The organism is Woeseia oceani (genome assembly GCF_001677435.1).
Lineage (GTDB): Bacteria > Pseudomonadota > Gammaproteobacteria > Steroidobacterales > Woeseiaceae > Woeseia > Woeseia oceani.
The window spans coordinates 1,724,912-1,741,290 of sequence record NZ_CP016268.1 but is presented as its reverse complement, the minus strand read 5'-3'; the positions used below and the strand labels follow the sequence as shown (position 1 = coordinate 1,741,290).

Annotated in this window: 15 protein-coding genes; 2 read left to right on the top strand and 13 right to left on the bottom strand. The window is 59.1% G+C overall.

From position 1 onward, the window contains the following. Window positions 1-33 precede the first annotated feature (33 nt). The gene (locus BA177_RS07695; protein ID WP_068619077.1) at window positions 34-402 is read left to right on the top strand and encodes an Mth938-like domain-containing protein; all 369 of its coding nucleotides are present in this window, start codon (window positions 34-36) and stop codon (window positions 400-402) included. Between the two features lie 6 nt (window positions 403-408). On the opposite strand, the gene rpoS is transcribed toward BA177_RS07695, so the two are convergent. The 5 genes from rpoS to surE all read right to left on the bottom strand — a co-directional run bounded on the left by rpoS (window position 409) and on the right by surE (window position 4,211). Next, on the bottom strand, window positions 409-1,350 hold the full coding sequence (gene rpoS, locus BA177_RS07690) for an RNA polymerase sigma factor RpoS (RefSeq protein WP_231892505.1): 942 nt from the start codon (window positions 1,348-1,350) through the stop codon (window positions 409-411). A 65-nt stretch (window positions 1,351-1,415) separates the two neighbouring features. Then, window positions 1,416-2,111 carry a peptidoglycan DD-metalloendopeptidase family protein gene (locus BA177_RS07685; RefSeq protein WP_068615033.1) on the bottom strand — a complete coding sequence of 232 codons (696 nt, stop codon included), beginning with the start codon at window positions 2,109-2,111 and terminating at the stop codon, window positions 1,416-1,418. A 47-nt stretch (window positions 2,112-2,158) separates the two neighbouring features. Beyond that, a complete protein-coding gene (locus BA177_RS07680; protein WP_068615031.1) occupies window positions 2,159-2,740 on the bottom strand; it encodes a YqaA family protein in 582 nt (193 codons plus the stop codon). A gap of 62 nt (window positions 2,741-2,802) precedes the next feature. Next, on the bottom strand, window positions 2,803-3,471 hold the full coding sequence (locus BA177_RS07675; RefSeq protein WP_068615027.1) for a protein-L-isoaspartate(D-aspartate) O-methyltransferase: 669 nt from the start codon (window positions 3,469-3,471) through the stop codon (window positions 2,803-2,805). Further along, a complete protein-coding gene (surE, locus tag BA177_RS07670) occupies window positions 3,468-4,211 on the bottom strand; it encodes a 5'/3'-nucleotidase SurE (protein ID WP_068615024.1) in 744 nt (247 codons plus the stop codon). Before surE ends, BA177_RS07675 begins: the two co-directional genes overlap by 4 nt. Window positions 4,212-4,377: 166 nt before the next feature. On the opposite strand from surE, the gene BA177_RS07665 reads away from it, so the two are divergent. Beyond that, window positions 4,378-4,935, top strand: coding sequence for a Smr/MutS family protein (locus tag BA177_RS07665; RefSeq protein ID WP_068615021.1), 558 nt, complete (start codon window positions 4,378-4,380; stop codon window positions 4,933-4,935). Here the strand turns inward: BA177_RS07665 and truD are convergent. The 8 genes from truD to dnaE form a co-directional block, all read right to left on the bottom strand. Further along, window positions 4,921-5,937 (bottom strand): tRNA pseudouridine(13) synthase TruD, encoded by a 1,017-nt coding sequence (truD, locus tag BA177_RS07660; RefSeq protein WP_068615018.1) that lies wholly within the window; start codon window positions 5,935-5,937, stop codon window positions 4,921-4,923. The genes BA177_RS07665 and truD overlap by 15 nt on opposite strands. A 40-nt stretch (window positions 5,938-5,977) precedes the next feature. Beyond that, window positions 5,978-6,268 carry a septum formation initiator family protein gene (locus BA177_RS07655; protein WP_068615016.1) on the bottom strand — a complete coding sequence of 97 codons (291 nt, stop codon included), beginning with the start codon at window positions 6,266-6,268 and terminating at the stop codon, window positions 5,978-5,980. Window positions 6,269-6,301: 33 nt separating this feature from the next. Beyond that, on the bottom strand, window positions 6,302-7,585 hold the full coding sequence (eno, locus tag BA177_RS07650) for a phosphopyruvate hydratase (protein ID WP_068615013.1): 1,284 nt from the start codon (window positions 7,583-7,585) through the stop codon (window positions 6,302-6,304). A gap of 53 nt (window positions 7,586-7,638) precedes the next feature. Further along, window positions 7,639-8,496, bottom strand: coding sequence for a 3-deoxy-8-phosphooctulonate synthase (gene kdsA / locus BA177_RS07645; RefSeq protein WP_068615008.1), 858 nt, complete (start codon window positions 8,494-8,496; stop codon window positions 7,639-7,641). Then, window positions 8,493-10,139: a CTP synthase gene (locus BA177_RS07640; protein WP_068615005.1), complete on the bottom strand. Its 1,647-nt coding sequence runs from the start codon at window positions 10,137-10,139 to the stop codon at window positions 8,493-8,495. Before BA177_RS07640 ends, kdsA begins: the two co-directional genes overlap by 4 nt. A 206-nt stretch (window positions 10,140-10,345) precedes the next feature. After that, a complete protein-coding gene (tilS, locus tag BA177_RS07635; RefSeq protein WP_068615002.1) occupies window positions 10,346-11,677 on the bottom strand; it encodes a tRNA lysidine(34) synthetase TilS in 1,332 nt (443 codons plus the stop codon). 39 nt (window positions 11,678-11,716) lie between these two features. Next, entirely contained in the window at window positions 11,717-12,676 is a 960-nt protein-coding gene (locus tag BA177_RS07630) for an acetyl-CoA carboxylase carboxyltransferase subunit alpha (protein ID WP_068619074.1), read from the bottom strand. 90 nt (window positions 12,677-12,766) lie between these two features. Beyond that, on the bottom strand, window positions 12,767-16,285 hold the full coding sequence (gene dnaE / locus BA177_RS07625) for a DNA polymerase III subunit alpha (RefSeq protein ID WP_068615000.1): 3,519 nt from the start codon (window positions 16,283-16,285) through the stop codon (window positions 12,767-12,769). Window positions 16,286-16,379 lie beyond the last annotated feature (94 nt).

The window sequence follows — 16,379 nt, the reverse complement described above, 5'->3', positions numbered from 1 at the left end:
CGCCGCAACATCCTCAGGAAACGCAGCAAGCCAATGAAATTTACCCGCGACAATCACACCCATCTGAGTATTCGACGAATCGAGCGCGGTGCGCTGACGATCGGCGAGGAAACGTTCACGGAGAGTATCGCGTTGACCTCAGACACGCTGCTACGAGACTGGCCCGAACTCGCGGTCGATCAGCTTGACCTGAACGCGCTGCAACGCCTCTTGGACGAAAAGCCTGAAGTGATCGTGCTGGGCACCGGCTGGCAACATCAGTTCGCGCCCAGAGAATTGATGTTTGACCTTGCGCGGCGCGGCATTGGCCTGGAGACCATGGACACGCCTGCGGCCTGCCGCACGTTTAATATTCTGGTCGGAGAGGGGCGGCGACCCGCAGCGCTGTTGTTGATCGACTGACGGTACTCAGCCCAGTAGCGTATCGAAAGACAAGCCCTGATCTTCCATCATGCCGCGCAAGTTGCGCAGCGCTTCCAGCTGGATCTGCCGAACCCGTTCGCGGGTAACTCCCAATTCACTGCCGATCTGCTCAAGCGTCAAGCGACGGCGCCCATGCAGCCCAAAGCGACGCTCGATCACCGCGCGTTTCTTGTCACTCAAACGGCCCAGCCACTCGTCCAACAGGGACGCAACCACGGCTCGCTGCACGCAGCGCGGCGGTTCCGCATCGCGTGAGGCCGGCAGCGTTTCCAGCGGACTGCGTTCGTCGTCGCTGCTTGCTGAACCGAGAATAACCCGATCGTGCAACGCCAACAGGCGCTCGACATCGGCCACATCGCGATCCAGCTTGGTCGCAATGTCGGTAGCACTGGCCGTGCCTGCGTGCTTTTGTCCGAGCTTGTAAGCGGTACGCAGGCAAACATTGATGTCCTTGATCACGTGTATCGGCAAGCGCACGGTGCGCGACTGGTTCATGATGGCCCGTTCGATGGTTTGCCGAATCCACCAGGTCGCGTAGGTGGAGAAACGGAAGCCCCGTTCCGGATCGAACTTCTTGACGGCATGTATGAGCCCGAGATTGCCTTCCTCGATGAGGTCCAGCAGAGGCAAACCGCGATTGAGGTAACGTCGCGCCAGTTTGACCACCAGGCGCAAGTTCGACACGATCATGTGCTGCCGCGCCCGCTCGTCACCGCGCTGCACTCGCCGCCCGAGCGATACTTCTTCTTCGGCCGTCAACAGCTCTGACACACCAATATCGTTCAGATAGAGACGGGTCGCATCAACGCCTAATGCAACGCGTGGACGCTTGGCCGCCGTGTCGTCTGCCAATTCAGAATGTCCGGATCGCCGCCCGCGATCGCGGGTCGACGGAATGCCACTATCAAGATTTTGCGAATAAGCCACGGCGCCTCTCCCGATTCACTTCGGAACAGCCCGCGAACGCCCGCAAACCGGCGTCACAAGTCGAATTATCTCGCTGGCAAATACTGTCGCGGGTTAACTGGCTTGCCGTTGCGCCTGATTTCAAAATGCAGTCGCGGCTGTTGTCCCGGCCCCTCACCCATGGTCGCGATCCGCTGACCTTTCCTGATCGTCTGGCCCTCCTTGACTAGGAGCGACGCGTTGTACCCGTAGGCACTTAGGTAGGTGTCGTTGTGCTTGATTATAATAAGCTGTCCATAGCCAATTAGTCCACCGCCGGCATACACGATACGGCCATCAGCCGCGGCAACGACTGCCTGGCCGACTCGCCCAGCCACCAGTACGCCCGTACCGGCGCCGGGACGCTGGCCGAACTCAACCGCAACCTTGCCGTTGGTTGGCCAGGCCCAGGCCGGCGACGGTCCCGCCGGGATTGGTGGCAACGGCGGGGCTGGCGAGCGCGTGGTCTTGCCGCCAGCCGTTGCGGCCCTGCCCGCTGGCGGGTACAGCTTGATCACCTGACCGGGATAAATTAGCGAGCCGTCACCGAGATTATTCCAGCGAGCGAGGTCTTTGAGATCTTGCCCGTAGCGCCAGGCAATGGTGAACAGAGTTTCGCCGCTGCGGACAACGTGCACGTCACGGGCGGTATAGTCACGGCCGTCGAACAGCCCGCATCCGCTTAGCAAGCAAACGGAAACGAACAGAACAACCACTCCCCTGATGCTGTGCGCTGGCTTCATCTCAATGGCTCGCCATTCCTTCTGCCCAAACACGAGAGTCAGTGGACTCAGCGACTCATCCCGACAACCATAAGCACAGCGGCGATCGCCACAACGCTCCAGCCTATGCGCTCAACGTATTTTGGCAGAAACGCGGCCATACGCGGCCCACCTGCCCGCACCAGCCCCGCCACCAGGAAAAAGCGCGCGCCCCGGCCCACCAGCGAAGCCAGAATAAAGCCAGGCAGGTTCAGCGCCGCGACTCCGGCCGCGATCGTGAACACTTTGTAAGGAATCGGCGAGAAGCCGGCCAGAAAGACCGCCCAGATGCCCCAGGCATCGAACCACTCGCGCCCCGTCAGGTACGCTGACCAGTAGTGACTGTCCATCAGCCACGGTTCAATGCTCTCAAAAAGGAACACGCCAATGGCGTAACCGGCGATGCCACCGAGCAAGGATGCAACCGTGGTAATTGTCGCGAGACGCCACGCCCGCTGCGGACGCGCGAGGCACATCGGGGCCAACATGACATCGGGCGGAACCGGAAAAAACGAGGACTCGGCAAAGCTGATAGCGGCCAGCGCCTGCTCAGCCCTGGGGTGCACGGACCAGCTCAGTACCCGCTCGTACAAGGCGCCGAAGAGCCTCATTCGAACCAGGAACTCGCATAATATTGCACATTAATTAACTTACTTATCTGCATGTTTATTAACTACTTTCCATGGACAAGCGGTACGAAACTGACGGCCCCCAGCGAACGCTGATGCAACTCGTTGCCATTACGGGTTACGAGCGCCAGCTCCTGCCGGCCACTGGGTCCAACGGGAATAATCAGACAACCTTGCTCGGTCAGTTGTTCGAGCAGCGGCACAGGCACTCTCGGTGCCGCTGCCGCCACGAGTATGCCGTCGTACGGCCCGTATTTCGGCCAGCCCAGCCAGCCGTCACCCTGCCGAAACCGGACGTTGTAAATCTCCAGTTCGCTGAGCTGGCGACGGGCCCGGCGGAGCAATGCCGGAATGCGTTCCACGGTGTGTATTTCTTTAACCAGCGGCGCCAGTACGGCTGTCTGGTAGCCACAGCCGGTACCGATTTCCAGCACCCGACGGGCACCCGACAAATGTTCGAGCATCGCCTCGGTCATGCGCGCAACGACATAAGGCTGGCTGATGGTCTGTCCCAGCCCTATAGGCAATGCAGTGTCTTCGTATGCCCTGCTCGACAAGGCCTCGTCGACAAACAGGTGTCGCGGCACGTTGCGGATCTGCCCCAGCACCTCGTCAGAACGTATGCCCTGATCCATCAAGCGCTGGACCAAGCGCTCGCGCGTACGCAGGGAGGTCATGCCTATGCCGCGAATACCCGGGTCGGCAGGCGTCATCTGTTCAGCCAGTCCTGCAGCGGCCCAACAGCATCGTGTCGCGTCAGGTCGACCTTGAGCGGCGTGACCGAGACGTAGCCTTGTTCGATCGCCTCAAAATCAGTGCCGGGTCCGGCATCCTGCCCGTCTCCGGCAGGGCCTATCCAGTAGATCGTGCGGCCGTGCGGATCCCTGGACTTGATCAGTGGTTCCGAGCGGTGCCGGAAGCCGAGCCGGGTACTTTGCACACCGGCCAGCGCCGAATACGGCAAGTCGGGCACGTTGACGTTCAGAATGGTGTCCGGCGCCAGCGTTTCGCGCTCGAGGCGCTTCACCAGTTCGCAGGCAATTTGCGCCGCTGTTGCAAAATGCGTCGCCCGCGGACCGACCATCGACAGCGCTACCGCCGGAAACCCCAGAAAACGCCCTTCCATGGCGGCAGCGACGGTGCCCGAGTAAATCACGTCGTCACCAAGATTGGCACCGTGGTTGATACCTGAAACGACGATATCCGGCTCGAAATCCAGATAGCCGGACAAGGCAAGGTGCACCGAATCTGACGGTGTGCCATTCACGCAGTAACAATTGTCGCGGACCTTGTGAATCCTGAGCGGCGAATGCAGAGTGAGGGAGTTGCTGGCACCGGAATGATTTCGGTCCGGCGCGACCACGACGACTTCACCGACTTCGGCCAAGGCTTCCGCCAGGGTATTGATGCCAGTGGCGAGGTAGCCGTCGTCATTGCTAACTAGAATTTTCATTTACACGAGAGACTGGTTTTCGGGTCCGCCGGCAGATAGCGCACCGGGTAAGGTAAACTGGCCGCCAACGTCGCGAGGGCGAAACGCCGCTCACTATACTGAATGTTGGCGTCTCGCCATAGCGTCAGGCGCGCAGACAGCTGAATTAATCTTTATTCCGGTAGCCATGAACGACGATCGCAGCGATAACCCGCCACCCAGCGACGACGACGAGACGGCACTTTTTCGTCGCGCCGTCGCAGGTACCCGACCTCTCAACAGCAGCTATGTGCCTCCAGAGCGCAAGCCGCCGCCGCCGCGTGCACGCTTTCGGCGCCAGGACGAAGAGGCCGTGCTGACCGAGAGCCTGCTTTGCAGTGCGGAGGATATTGAAGCAAATGCTGGCGAACGCCTGCAGTTCCGGCGCCCGGAAGTAGGCCAGCGCACTCTGCGCCGTCTTGCCCGCGGCAGCTACAGCATACAGGCAGAGATCGATCTGCACGGAATGACGGCGGCGTACGCCGAATCCGCCCTGCACGCATTCATCAGGGACAGCGTGCAGAACAACCTGCGTTGCGTGCGCATCGTGCACGGCAAAGGGCACGGATCCGGTCTTGGCGGCCCCGTACTGAAAGTAAAGGTCAATCACTGGTTACGCCGCTGGCGGGATGTACTGGCGTTCGCATCGGCGCGCCAGGTGGACGGCGGCACCGGTGCCGTCTACGTCCTGTTACGCCACGGCTGACTCGCGGCTAGCGTCGTTGCAGACCGCTATTTCCCGCAAGACAGCGGTCGCAAATGAACCGCTCTGCAGGGTAAATTTCAGAGTCAATGTGTCACCCGAATAGTCAGTTTCAAGCTCATGAATACAAACTCGCAGTGAGCGCCGGGCCGCATCGCCGTGCCGCTCCAGAGCGGCCACGAAATCAGCATGGCGCGCCAACACTTGCCGCTCGACTTCCGACCGTGCATCTGCCTGCCCATTGCGCCCCCATAAGGGACCACTGGGGTGCACATCGAACTGCCGGCAGCGCTCGACCAGCGTCTCGTCCACCACCTCAACCGGAAAATGACTGTTGCTGCCCTCGAGGCTCGCGATATCACCCGGCAACAACACATCCCAGTTGCCGGCCTCCAGCCGCGCGTCGAGCACGTCATTGAATATGAGCGAGCGGGCTGCCGACAGTGCCAGAGATCGTTGCTCCCTCTTCAGCCGCTGTCCGGCAAACAAACGACGGGCAAGCAACACGTTGCCGCCACCGTGGCCGAAACGTTGTTCGCCAAAATAGTTGGGTACGCCGGAAGCAGCTATCCGCTCCAGCGCCGGGCGCGGGTCGTCCGTTACATTCCTCAGGGTCAGCTCAAAGCGATTCGCCCGGTGCGTTCCGCGGCGCAATTTACGGCAATGCCGGACGCACTGGAGCATAACCACGCCATCCAGCCTGAAGTCCGTCCAGGCGTGGTCCTGCCCCCGGGCACGTCGAACGCTAAACCATTGCGTCGTTACGGCATGCCGGTCTTTTAGCCCCGAATACCCCACGTCGCGCAACGGAATCCCGGCAAAACGAGCCAACTGTCTGGCAATCCACAAGGTATTGTTGGCGGTCTTTTCGAGTAATAACCAGTCGTGCTCGCCATCGCCTGAAAACTCAAGCTCCATGACCTCACTGACGCGAAAGTCTTCCGGTTGCGAACGAATGGTGGCTGTCGTTGACGGCAAACCGCCGGCGCGTCGCCAGTCTGGCAACGGGAAAGACTCAGAGGATTGCACCGTATTCAGGTCGGTGTCAGTGGCGGGTTATATCTTTCGCTGGCACAACCTGAAAGAACGTCTCGTTCTTGCCGATCATGCCAAGGTCGGTACGGGCCCGCTCTTCGGCGGCGGCCCGCCCGTTCTTGAGGTTCAGCACTTCAGCATCGAGTGCGGCGTTACGTTCACGCAGCGCCTCGTTCTGCTGACGTTGCTCGGCGACGGCCAAGGACAGATTGCGGGTCTTGCGATAACCATCGTCGGCAAGCCACAGTTGGCCTTGCAGCGCGATCGTAATGACGATCAGTGTGTACATTACCCAGCGCATGTCAGTGTAAGGCTCGCCCCGTTAGCCTGACTATCAGCCAGGTATGGTCACATTAAATCCGGCGCGGCCCGCGTAGCTGGCTTCACCGCCCAACTCTTCCTCGATACGCAGCAACTGGTTGTACTTGGCGATGCGATCCGAGCGCGACAATGAACCGGTCTTGATCTGAGTGGCTCGTGTCCCGACGCTGATGTCGGCAATCGTGCTGTCAGACGTTTCCCCGGAGCGGTGCGAAATCACGGCGGTGTAGCCACCATCAATCGCCATAGTAATCGCGTCAAGAGTTTCCGATAAGGTACCGATTTGGTTGGGTTTTATCAATATAGAATTTGCAATCTTCCGATCGATGCCGGATTTCAGGATTGCTGTATTGGTCACGAACAGATCGTCACCGACCAGCTGTACCCTCGATCCCAGCCGTTCGGTCAGCAACTGCCAGCCGTCCCAGTCACCCTCGTCCATGCCGTCTTCGATCGACACAATCGGATAGGCATCGGCCAAACCCGCGAGATAATCCGCAAACCCGGCCGCATCAAAGTCCCGGTTCTCCGAGCTGAGGCGATAACGACCATCGGTGTAGAACTCGGAACTGGCGACATCCAGGCCCAGCACGATGTCTTTGCCTACAACGTAACCGGCCTTCTCGATGGCAGTCACGATGGTGTCGAGTGCTGCCTGGTTTGACGGCAGATCCGGTGCGAAGCCACCCTCGTCGCCGACGGCTGTATTCAGCCCCATAGACGACAACACACCGCGTAGGGAGTGAAAGACTTCCGCACCGTAACGCAGGGCCTCGCTAAAACTCGGCGCGCCAACCGGCAGGATCATAAACTCCTGAATGTCGACGTTGTTGTCAGCATGCGCACCGCCGTTGATGATGTTCATCATCGGTACCGGCATGGTCGAACTGGCGCCCAGCGAACGGTACAGCGGCATACCGGCCGAACGCGCAGCGGCATGCGCAGTAGCCAGTGAAATGGCAAGCAATGCATTGGCGCCCAGTTTGCCTTTGTTGTCAGTACCATCAAGGTCAATCATGCACTGATCAACCGCCCGACAGTCCGCGAACTCCGTTGCGAGCAAGGCATCGCGAAGCACGCCGTTTACATTCGCGACAGCGTTTCTTACGCCCTTGCCGAGATAGCGTGACTTGTCGCCATCCCGCAGCTCAACGGCTTCCCGGGTACCGGTCGATGCACCGGATGGCACAGCAGCCCGGGCTTCGGTACCGTCCGCGAGGCGCACTTCTGCTTCCACTGTCGGGTTACCGCGCGAATCGAGTATTTCTCGGCCATGAATATCAGTAATACGGATCATCGTTTTGCCTTGTTCTAGTTCGTCCCGGCCGGGATCGTGGATGAAAGTCTGTGTTAGCTGTCTGCCGTAACGCCCAACCCGAACTCCGCTTCCTGGAATCCGCGCTGTTTTACCGCCTGGTCGATCGTCAGCAACGTTTCGAGCAACTCCCGCATCATGCCGAGCGGCCAGGCATTTGGTCCATCTGACAAAGCTGTCTCGGGAGTCGGGTGTGTTTCCATGAATAAGCCGGCGACACCCGCGGCGGTCGCCGCACGGGCCAGGACCGGCACAAATTCGCGCTGGCCGCCAGAGGCTGACCCTTTGCCACCCGGCAATTGCACCGAGTGAGTGGCATCGAAGACTACCGGTGAACCCGTGCCACGCATCACCGCGAGGCTGCGCATATCGGACACCAGGTTGTTGTAGCCGAAGGAAAAACCGCGCTCGCAAACCATGATCTGCTCATTGCCGGTGCTGCGCGCTTTATCGACAACGTTTTGCATTTCCCACGGCGACAGGAATTGCCCCTTCTTGATGTTCACGGGTTTGCCCGCGCTCGCGGCCCGCAAGATGAAATTGGTCTGTCGGCAAAGAAACGCCGGCGTTTGCAACACGTCGACTACCGACGCGACTTCGTCCATCGGCGTATCTTCATGCACGTCCGTAAGCACCGGCAACTGCAGCTGGCGCTTTACTTCACCCAGTACGCGCAAGCCCTCTTCCATGCCCGGTCCGCGAAAACTGCCGCTGGAGCTGCGATTCGCTTTATCGAATGACGATTTGTAAATGAACGGTATACCCAGTTCCCGCGTGATTTCCTGCAGCTTGCCCGCCGTATCAATGGTCATGGCCTCGCTTTCCACCACGCAGGTACCAGCGATCAGGAACAGCGGTTCCTTTGCGCCAACCTCAAAACCGCACAGCTTCATGCTTCAACCGCCTTAGGCATTTGGCCGCTATGGTGCGCGCGGGTCGCCAGAACGAATCCGGTAAACAAGGGATGTCCGTCACGTGGATTCGAGGTGAACTCAGGGTGAAACTGGCTGGCCACGAACCAGGGATGATCAGGAATCTCGACCATCTCAACCAGGTCATCGACAGACAGACCGGAAAAAACCATACCGGCTGCTTCCAGCTGCTGTCGGTAGTTATTGTTCACTTCGTAACGATGCCGATGCCGTTCATGAATCGTATCGCTGCCATAAGACTTTGCCGCCAGTGAGCCGGGTTGCAGATTAATTTGCTGCGAACCGAGGCGCATGGTGCCGCCCATATCCGACTGCTCGCTGCGCTCCTCGAACTTTCCGCTGCCCGTTTGCCACTCGGTAATCAATGCAACGACCGGGTGCGGCGTCGCCCGATCAAACTCAGTACTGTGAGCCCCCTCCAGACCGGCCAGATTGCGTGCCGCTTCTATAACCGCCACCTGCATGCCCAAACAGATACCGAGGTACGGCACCTTGTTCAGGCGCGCAAAGCTGACCGCCTTGATCTTGCCCTCAACGCCGCGATCACCGAATCCGCCGGGCACGACAATTCCGTCCATACCCTGCAGGCAATCGGTGCCGTCCCGCTCGATTTGCTGTGACTCGAAATAATGAATATTGACCCGCGTTCGGGTGTGGATACCGCCGTGCAACAGCGCCTCACTGAGCGAGATATAGGCATCGCGCAGATCCACGTACTTGCCGACCATGGCGATATTGACCTCGGCTTCCGGGTTCAGTTTCGCTTTCACGATTTCCGACCATTCACTGAGATCCGATTCCGGCAAGTCGAGCTTTAACTGGCGGGCTACGATTTCGTCGAGACCCTGCGCCTGCATCAGCGCCGGGATCTTGTACAGGTCGTCAACGTCTATAGCCGAGATAACAGCCTTCTCCGACACATTGGTAAACAGTGCGATTTTTCGACGCTGCTCCGCGGGCAGCATCTGCTCTGATCGACAAACCAGTATGTCCGGTTGAATGCCGATGGAGCGCAGTTCCTTGACAGAATGCTGCGTCGGTTTGGTCTTGATTTCAGATGACGTGGCGATATAGGGCACGAGCGTCAGGTGTACGTAAACCACCTTGTCGTGCCCCAGTTCGACGCCCATCTGGCGAATGGCCTCGAGGAACGGCAACGACTCAATGTCACCAACCGTGCCACCGATCTCAACCAGACAAATGTCAGCATCACCCGCGCCGCGCTTGACGCTCTCTTTGATCTCATCGGTTATGTGCGGAATAACCTGCACCGTTGCGCCCAGATAGTCACCCCGGCGCTCTTTGCCAATTACGGTCTCGTAAATTCTGCCTGTTGTGAAATTGCTGTTGCGACCTGTAGTCGTACGGACAAACCGTTCGTAGTGCCCGAGATCGAGATCGGTTTCCGTGCCATCGTCGGTAACGAACACTTCGCCGTGCTGAAACGGACTCATCGTGCCGGGATCCACGTTGATGTACGGATCCAGCTTGATCATGCTGATAGACAAGCCACGAGATTCGAGAATGGCGCCGAGGCAAGCTGAAGTAATGCCCTTACCGAGCGAGGACACCACGCCGCCGGTGATGAAAACATACGATGTCATGAACGAACCCTGTGGGTACACGCGCGGGAAATAACAACGGGTCAGACCAAAACGCCGCGCCAAACTGCTGTAATGCGCGGTGATTCGCTCCAACCCGATCGGTACCCCGGAAGGGGGTCCAGTGTACGACCCGTCGTTTGATTAAAGACGGTGTTACAAGTTATCAGAACAGCCCATTCATAACAATGAGCGCTAAACGAGGCGGCTCAGAACAGGGCCGGCTTTTGCTCCCAGGTCACGCTGAAACCGCGCGGTTCGTGATATTCAGCTGCGATCCACAAATCACCGACCGCCACCAGTTCTTCGCCGGCAAATAAAAGCGGAATACGATCGCGCATCCACGGCACGACACCGGCCTCCTGAAACAGACTTTTGAGTCTCCGCCGGCGACCATTGCCTGCGAGTTGTATGCGTTCGCCACCGGCCCGAAACCGCAGTTGCAGACCGGCCACTACTGTTCCCTCGCGTATCCCGCCTTCGTCTGACCAGTTCAGTGATAACACGCCTTGATGCCCGGCCAGTGGCGAACGCGGCTGGTCACGACTAAGCAATCCGGTAGCTACGCTCAAGCTGTTTGTCGTTGCCATCAGGTAAAGGTGATCGCGGTATCGACGCGCTTCGCCACCGGGCCAGATAACCAACGGACTCGCATCGCAGCGGGCATTCAGCAATTCATTTTGAATTGCGTGCATCTGGTGAAACGGCGGACTCTGGACATGCAATATCCGGCAAGCCGTACGCACGAGATTGCGCTGCCGCGCTGCCGACAACGCGCGCATGGCGCTGATGGACAGTCGCTCGGCACTGCCGCAGGAGTCGATGTCACCGTGCGCCAATTCGTCCAGCAAGAGCGCCGCTTCAGTGGCATGGGCCGCACTGCGTGTCAGCGATCGCGCGGCCTGCGGCCAGCGTGCCTGCAAAACGGGCAAGACCGTGCCTCGCAAGTAGTTGCGGTCGAACTGCTGATCGGCGTTCGAGGGATCATCGATCCAGGCCAGCGAACGTTCCGCTGCGTAGTCCGCGATGGCCTGACCAGCGACATTGAGCAGCGGCCGAATCAAAAAGCCGGTGCCCAGGCGGCGGCACGCGGCTGTGCCGCGCAGGCCCGGTATGCCGCTGCCCCGCAGCAGATTCAGCAGCACGGTTTCGGCCTGATCATCTTGATGATGTGCCGTCAGTAGCCAGTCACCCGGCTCCACGGCCGATTGCAGGGTCGCATAGCGCGCCTTGCGCGCGCTGGCTTCGAGGCCAAGACCTTCATTGCCAACCTCGACACGAAAACATTGCAGCGCGACGCCAAACTCACGGGCCTGCGCGTCGCAGTGCGCCTGCCAGGCATCCGCGCCGTTCTGCAGGCCGTGGTTGACGTGCAAGGCGATTAATTCGTTGCCGGTATCTTTTGCCCAGCAAGACAACAAGTGCAGAAGGACCGTCGAATCTCTGCCACCACTCCATGCCAGCAGGACCCGGTTCGGCTGACCACAGATCTCACCGACTGCATCGAGCTGCGTGCGCAGGGTTGCCGTACTTAAAGACACGACGGGCTACAGCCTGCTGCCGCCGGCCGGCAGGCCGACTCAGGTTTCTTTGAATTGTCCAAAGCCCGCGATGCGCTTGCGACGCTCCTCGACCAGCTTGTTCAGGTCCAGCTTGTCCAGGTCCGCAAGGTGCTTGTTCAGTGCGTTACGCATGACTTCCGCCATCGCCTCTGGATCGCGGTGCGCAGCACCCAGTGGTTCCTGCAAGACTTCGTCCACGAGCCCGAAACTGTTCAGGTCGGCGGCGGTAATACGCATGGCTTCCGCCGCATCTTCGGCTTTTTCTGCGCTCTTCCACAGTATCGTTGCGCAGCCTTCTGGGGAGATGACCGAATAAACGCCGTACTGCAACATCAGCAATCGATCGCCGACGCCGATGGCCAGCGCTCCGCCTGAACCGCCTTCGCCAATGACGATACTGACGATAGGCGTCCGCAGTGCGGCCATCAGGTACAGGCTGTAAGCAATTGCCTCACTCTGGCCGCGTTCTTCCGCGCCAATACCCGGGTATGCGCCCGGCGTATCGATCAAAGTGACAATAGGTAATGAAAATCGCTCAGCCATGCGCATGAGCCGTTGTGCCTTGCGATAGCCTTCAGGCTTCGGCATGCCGTAATTGCGGCGCACCCGCTCTTTGGTATCCCGACCTTTCTGATGCCCGATGAACATCACCGCGCGGCCATCGATACGGCCGATACCACCGATGATAGCCGGATCATCGGCGTACATTCTGTCGCCGTGTAACTCCTGAAAATCCGGCGCCAGCATGCGCAGATAATCCGCCGTGTACGGTCGCATCGGATGTCGCGCCAGTTGCGCGATCTGCCAGGCACTGAGTTTTGAGAAGATGTTTTTGGTCAGCGACTCACTCTTGTTTTTAAGACGCGCGACTTCCTCCGAAATGTTGATTTCGGAGTCATCACCAACGAAACGCAGTTCGTCGATTTTTGCTTCCAGCTCTGCAATCGGCTGTTCAAATTCCAGGAATTTCAAATCCATACCGGCCTTGTACAAACGTGACTGTTTCATTGTCCCAGGAACTGTCAAAGATCCAACAGGGACCCCGGCCAGCGCCGGAAACCAAGAACTCTACATCATTTCCCTGCTGGGTGCGTAGAGCAGTCGTACGCTATCCCGCCCTAACAATTCGGTCAGTTTATCGCGTAACTCCCTGCTCGGGCGCACATTCCAGTCCGCACCCAGCGATAGCCGCGCCCGCGCACCCGTGCCGGTATATTGCACCGCGACATCACAATGCCCTTTGCGATAGGGCAACAGCACATCGTGCAACTGCGCGAGCATATTCTGCCCTTGCCCGTTCGGCTGCAGTCGCAAAATCATGCTGCGCGCTCGTTGTTCGATGACCCGGTCAATCGGCAATATATTCTTGGCATTGACCTGCCAGCTTGCGCTGAAATCGTCGTAACGCAAGCCACCGGAAACCACAACAATCTCGTCTTTGGCGAGCAGATCGCGAAACTCCTGAAAGGCCTCGCCGAACAAGGACAGTTCCAGCCGGCCGGTGTCGTCATCCAGCACGACGGTTACCCGATTACCGCGTTTGCGGATATCCATGATCAATCCGGCGACGGTCACTTCACGACGGGCCTGCGCGAAATTCCGCTCCCCGTTGCTTTGCGGTGCAGGCTCCGAGCCGATGTCACCCAGCCGTCCATCGACAAAGTAACCGGCATCTCCGCGCACCGCGTCAAATGGATGTCCCGTCAGGTAGAGGCCAAGCGCTTCTTTTTCGTTCTTCAGTCGTTCGACGTCGGCCCATTCGCGCAACGTACTCGTCATTTCCGGAACCGGTTCCGGAGTCGCAACTTCGGCGAGACCGAACATGTCGTTCTGCCCGGCAGCGGCAGCACGTGCCGCCTGCCCCGCGCTCTTGATCGCTTCCGGCAATTGCTCGATAAGACCGCGGCGGGAATTGGCAAACCCGTCCAGCGCACCGGACTTGATCATCGCTTCAAGCGCCCGGCGATTGACCCGATCAAGGTCAATCCGGCGCACGAACTCGACGAGGCTTGAGTACGGGCCACGTTCTTCGCGCTCCCGGATCATCGATTCAACCGCGCTACGACCAACGCCTTTGATGGCGCCGAGGCCGTACAGAATCTGCCGTTCGCCGGCCACACCAAACTCGTAGGCCGACCGGTTGATGTCCGGCGGCAACAGCCTGATGCCCAACTGCCGACAGTCGTCTTTCAGCATGACCAGGCGATCGGTATTGTCGATATCGGCGGTCATCACGGCCGCCATGAAAGCTTCGGGGTGATGCGCCTTCAGATAGCCAGTCTGGTAGGACAGCAAGGCATACGCGGCCGAATGTGACTTGTTGAACCCGTAGCCGGCAAACTTTTCCATCAAGTCGAAAATACGCGTTGCCGTGGCTTTCTCAACACCGCGCTCGGTAGCGCCGTCAACAAAGATCTCGCGCTGCTTCGCCATTTCCTCGGGCTTTTTCTTGCCCATCGCGCGGCGCAGCAGGTCCGCGCCACCCAGCGTGTAACCGGCGAGCACCTGGGCAATCTGCATGACCTGTTCCTGATACAGGATCACGCCGTACGTCGGCCCCAGCACGGTGGTCAGATCCGGGTGCAGGTAATCGATGTCGGCTTTGTTCAGGTCATGCTTGCGGGTGATGAAATCATCAACCATGCCCGACTGCAGGGGACCCGGGCGGAACAGTGCGACCAGGGCGATCAAATCCTCGAACTGGTCGGGCTTCAAGCGCTTGATCAGGTCGCGCATGCCGCGCGATTCAAGCTGGAAGACCGCGGTCGTATTGCAGGCACGCAGCTGCTCGAACGTCAGTGCGTCGTCCATCGGCAAGCTCGCGATGTCCAGCGGGTTGTCGGCACGGTCAGCATTGACGATGCGCACTGCCCAATCGATGATGGTGAGCGTCTTCAGGCCAAGAAAGTCGAACTTGACCAGCCCTGCTGCCTCTACGTCGTCCTTGTCGAGTTGCGTGACGACATTGATGCCGCCCTCTTCACAATAGAGCGGCGTGAAATCCGTTAACTTGCCCGGCGCAATGACAACACCGCCGGCATGTTTGCCCGCGTTTCTGGCCAGACCCTCGAGTGAACGCGCCAGATCGATCAGGCCGCGAACTTCGTCGTCGTCTTTGTACATTGCCGCCAGTTCGGCTTCCTGCTCCAACGCTTTGTCCAGCGTCATGCCGATCTCGAACGGAATCTGCTTTGCGATACGATCAACGAATCCGTAGGGATGTCCCAGCACTCGTCCTGTATCGCGTACGACGGCTTTGGCAGCCATCGTGCCATAGGTAATGATCTGAGAAACCCGTTCCCGGCCGTACCGTTCCGCCACGTAATCGATGACCCGGTCACGCCCTTCCATACAGAAGTCAACGTCAAAGTCAGGCATGGACACGCGCTCCGGATTCAGGAAACGCTCGAACAGCAAGTCGTACTGCAGCGGGTCAATGTCGGTAATGCCGAGTACATACGCAACGAGAGAGCCCGCACCGGAACCACGTCCGGGACCGACCGGAATTTCCTGTTCCTTGGCCCACCGAATAAAATCAGCAACGATGAGGAAGTAGCCCGGAAAACCCATCTCGCAAATAACGTCCAGCTCTGAAACCAGTCGTTGCCGGTATGGCGTCGCTATCGCTTCGAGGCGTTCCTGCGGGATTTTGTCCGCCAGCGCTTTGCGCCTGAGCATTTGCTCCAGGCCGCGCTCCGATTCGGCGCGCAGGAACTCCTCCGTAGTCTGCCCTTCCGGTACCGGAAAGGCCGGCAGCACGGATTGCCCCAGGGTCAGGTTCAGGTTGCAACGGCGCGCGATTTCCAGCGAATTGCTGATAGCCTCCGGAACGTCAGCGAACAACGCCGCCATCTCATCGCCGTTGCGCAAATACTGTTCGGCACTGTATTTGCGGGTACGACTGGCATCGTCCAGTGTGCGGCCATCGTGAATGCAGACCCTGGCCTCGTGCGCATTAAAATCACTGGCATCCAGGAAGCGCACGTCATTGGACGCAACAACGGCGACACCGCGCCTGCTGGCAAGCTGCAGGCTGCGCTGCATACAGCTCGCTTCGCCACTCCGTCCGGTACGGGTCAACTCCAGATAATAACGATCGCCGAATACACCCTGCCAACGCTCGAGCATGGCCTCGGCTTCATCTTCATGCCCGTTGGTCAGCGCACGACCTACGTCTCCGTGCATTCCCCCGGACAAAGCGATCAGGCCTTTGCAATTGTCGGCATCAAGCCAGTCGCGGTGAGCCATCGGCACGCCGCGGTACTGCCCTTCCAGGTAACAGCGACTGACCAGTGTTGTCAGGTTTTGATATCCCTGCTGGTTTTGGCACAGCAGTACGAGGCCGTCGTACAGCCCACCTTCCTCGTCGCGGCGAATCCGCAGATCAGCACCAATGATGGGTTTGATACCGTGTGCCAGCGCTTTGCGATAAAACTTGACCAGCGCAAAAATATTGTTCTGATCCGTCAACGCCACCGCCGGCATGCCGGTATCTTCACAGCGTTGCATCAGCGCAGGGATGCGCACAGTACCGTCAACAATCGAGTACTCAGTGTGCAAGTGCAAATGTACGAAAGGCTTGCTCATCCGGTATTCGTGCCGCACCGCGGCCGTGGACAGTCCTGTGTTGGGCGGTCGGTGATTTTATCAGCCTTAGGCAGGCGATTGTGAATCGAATGCC

Coding starts and splice junctions, on each gene's coding strand:
- BA177_RS07695 (WP_068619077.1), top strand. CDS start 34: ATGAAATTTACCCGCGACAATCACACCCATCTGAGTATTCGACGAATC.
- BA177_RS07685 (WP_068615033.1), bottom strand. CDS start 2,111: ATGAAGCCAGCGCACAGCATCAGGGGAGTGGTTGTTCTGTTCGTTTCC.
- BA177_RS07680 (WP_068615031.1), bottom strand. CDS start 2,740: ATGAGGCTCTTCGGCGCCTTGTACGAGCGGGTACTGAGCTGGTCCGTG.
- BA177_RS07675 (WP_068615027.1), bottom strand. CDS start 3,471: ATGACGCCTGCCGACCCGGGTATTCGCGGCATAGGCATGACCTCCCTG.
- surE (WP_068615024.1), bottom strand. CDS start 4,211: ATGAAAATTCTAGTTAGCAATGACGACGGCTACCTCGCCACTGGCATC.
- BA177_RS07665 (WP_068615021.1), top strand. CDS start 4,378: ATGAACGACGATCGCAGCGATAACCCGCCACCCAGCGACGACGACGAG.
- BA177_RS07655 (WP_068615016.1), bottom strand. CDS start 6,268: ATGCGCTGGGTAATGTACACACTGATCGTCATTACGATCGCGCTGCAA.
- eno (WP_068615013.1), bottom strand. CDS start 7,585: ATGATCCGTATTACTGATATTCATGGCCGAGAAATACTCGATTCGCGC.
- kdsA (WP_068615008.1), bottom strand. CDS start 8,496: ATGAAGCTGTGCGGTTTTGAGGTTGGCGCAAAGGAACCGCTGTTCCTG.
- BA177_RS07640 (WP_068615005.1), bottom strand. CDS start 10,139: ATGACATCGTATGTTTTCATCACCGGCGGCGTGGTGTCCTCGCTCGGT.
- BA177_RS07630 (WP_068619074.1), bottom strand. CDS start 12,676: ATGGATTTGAAATTCCTGGAATTTGAACAGCCGATTGCAGAGCTGGAA.
- dnaE (WP_068615000.1), bottom strand. CDS start 16,285: ATGAGCAAGCCTTTCGTACATTTGCACTTGCACACTGAGTACTCGATT.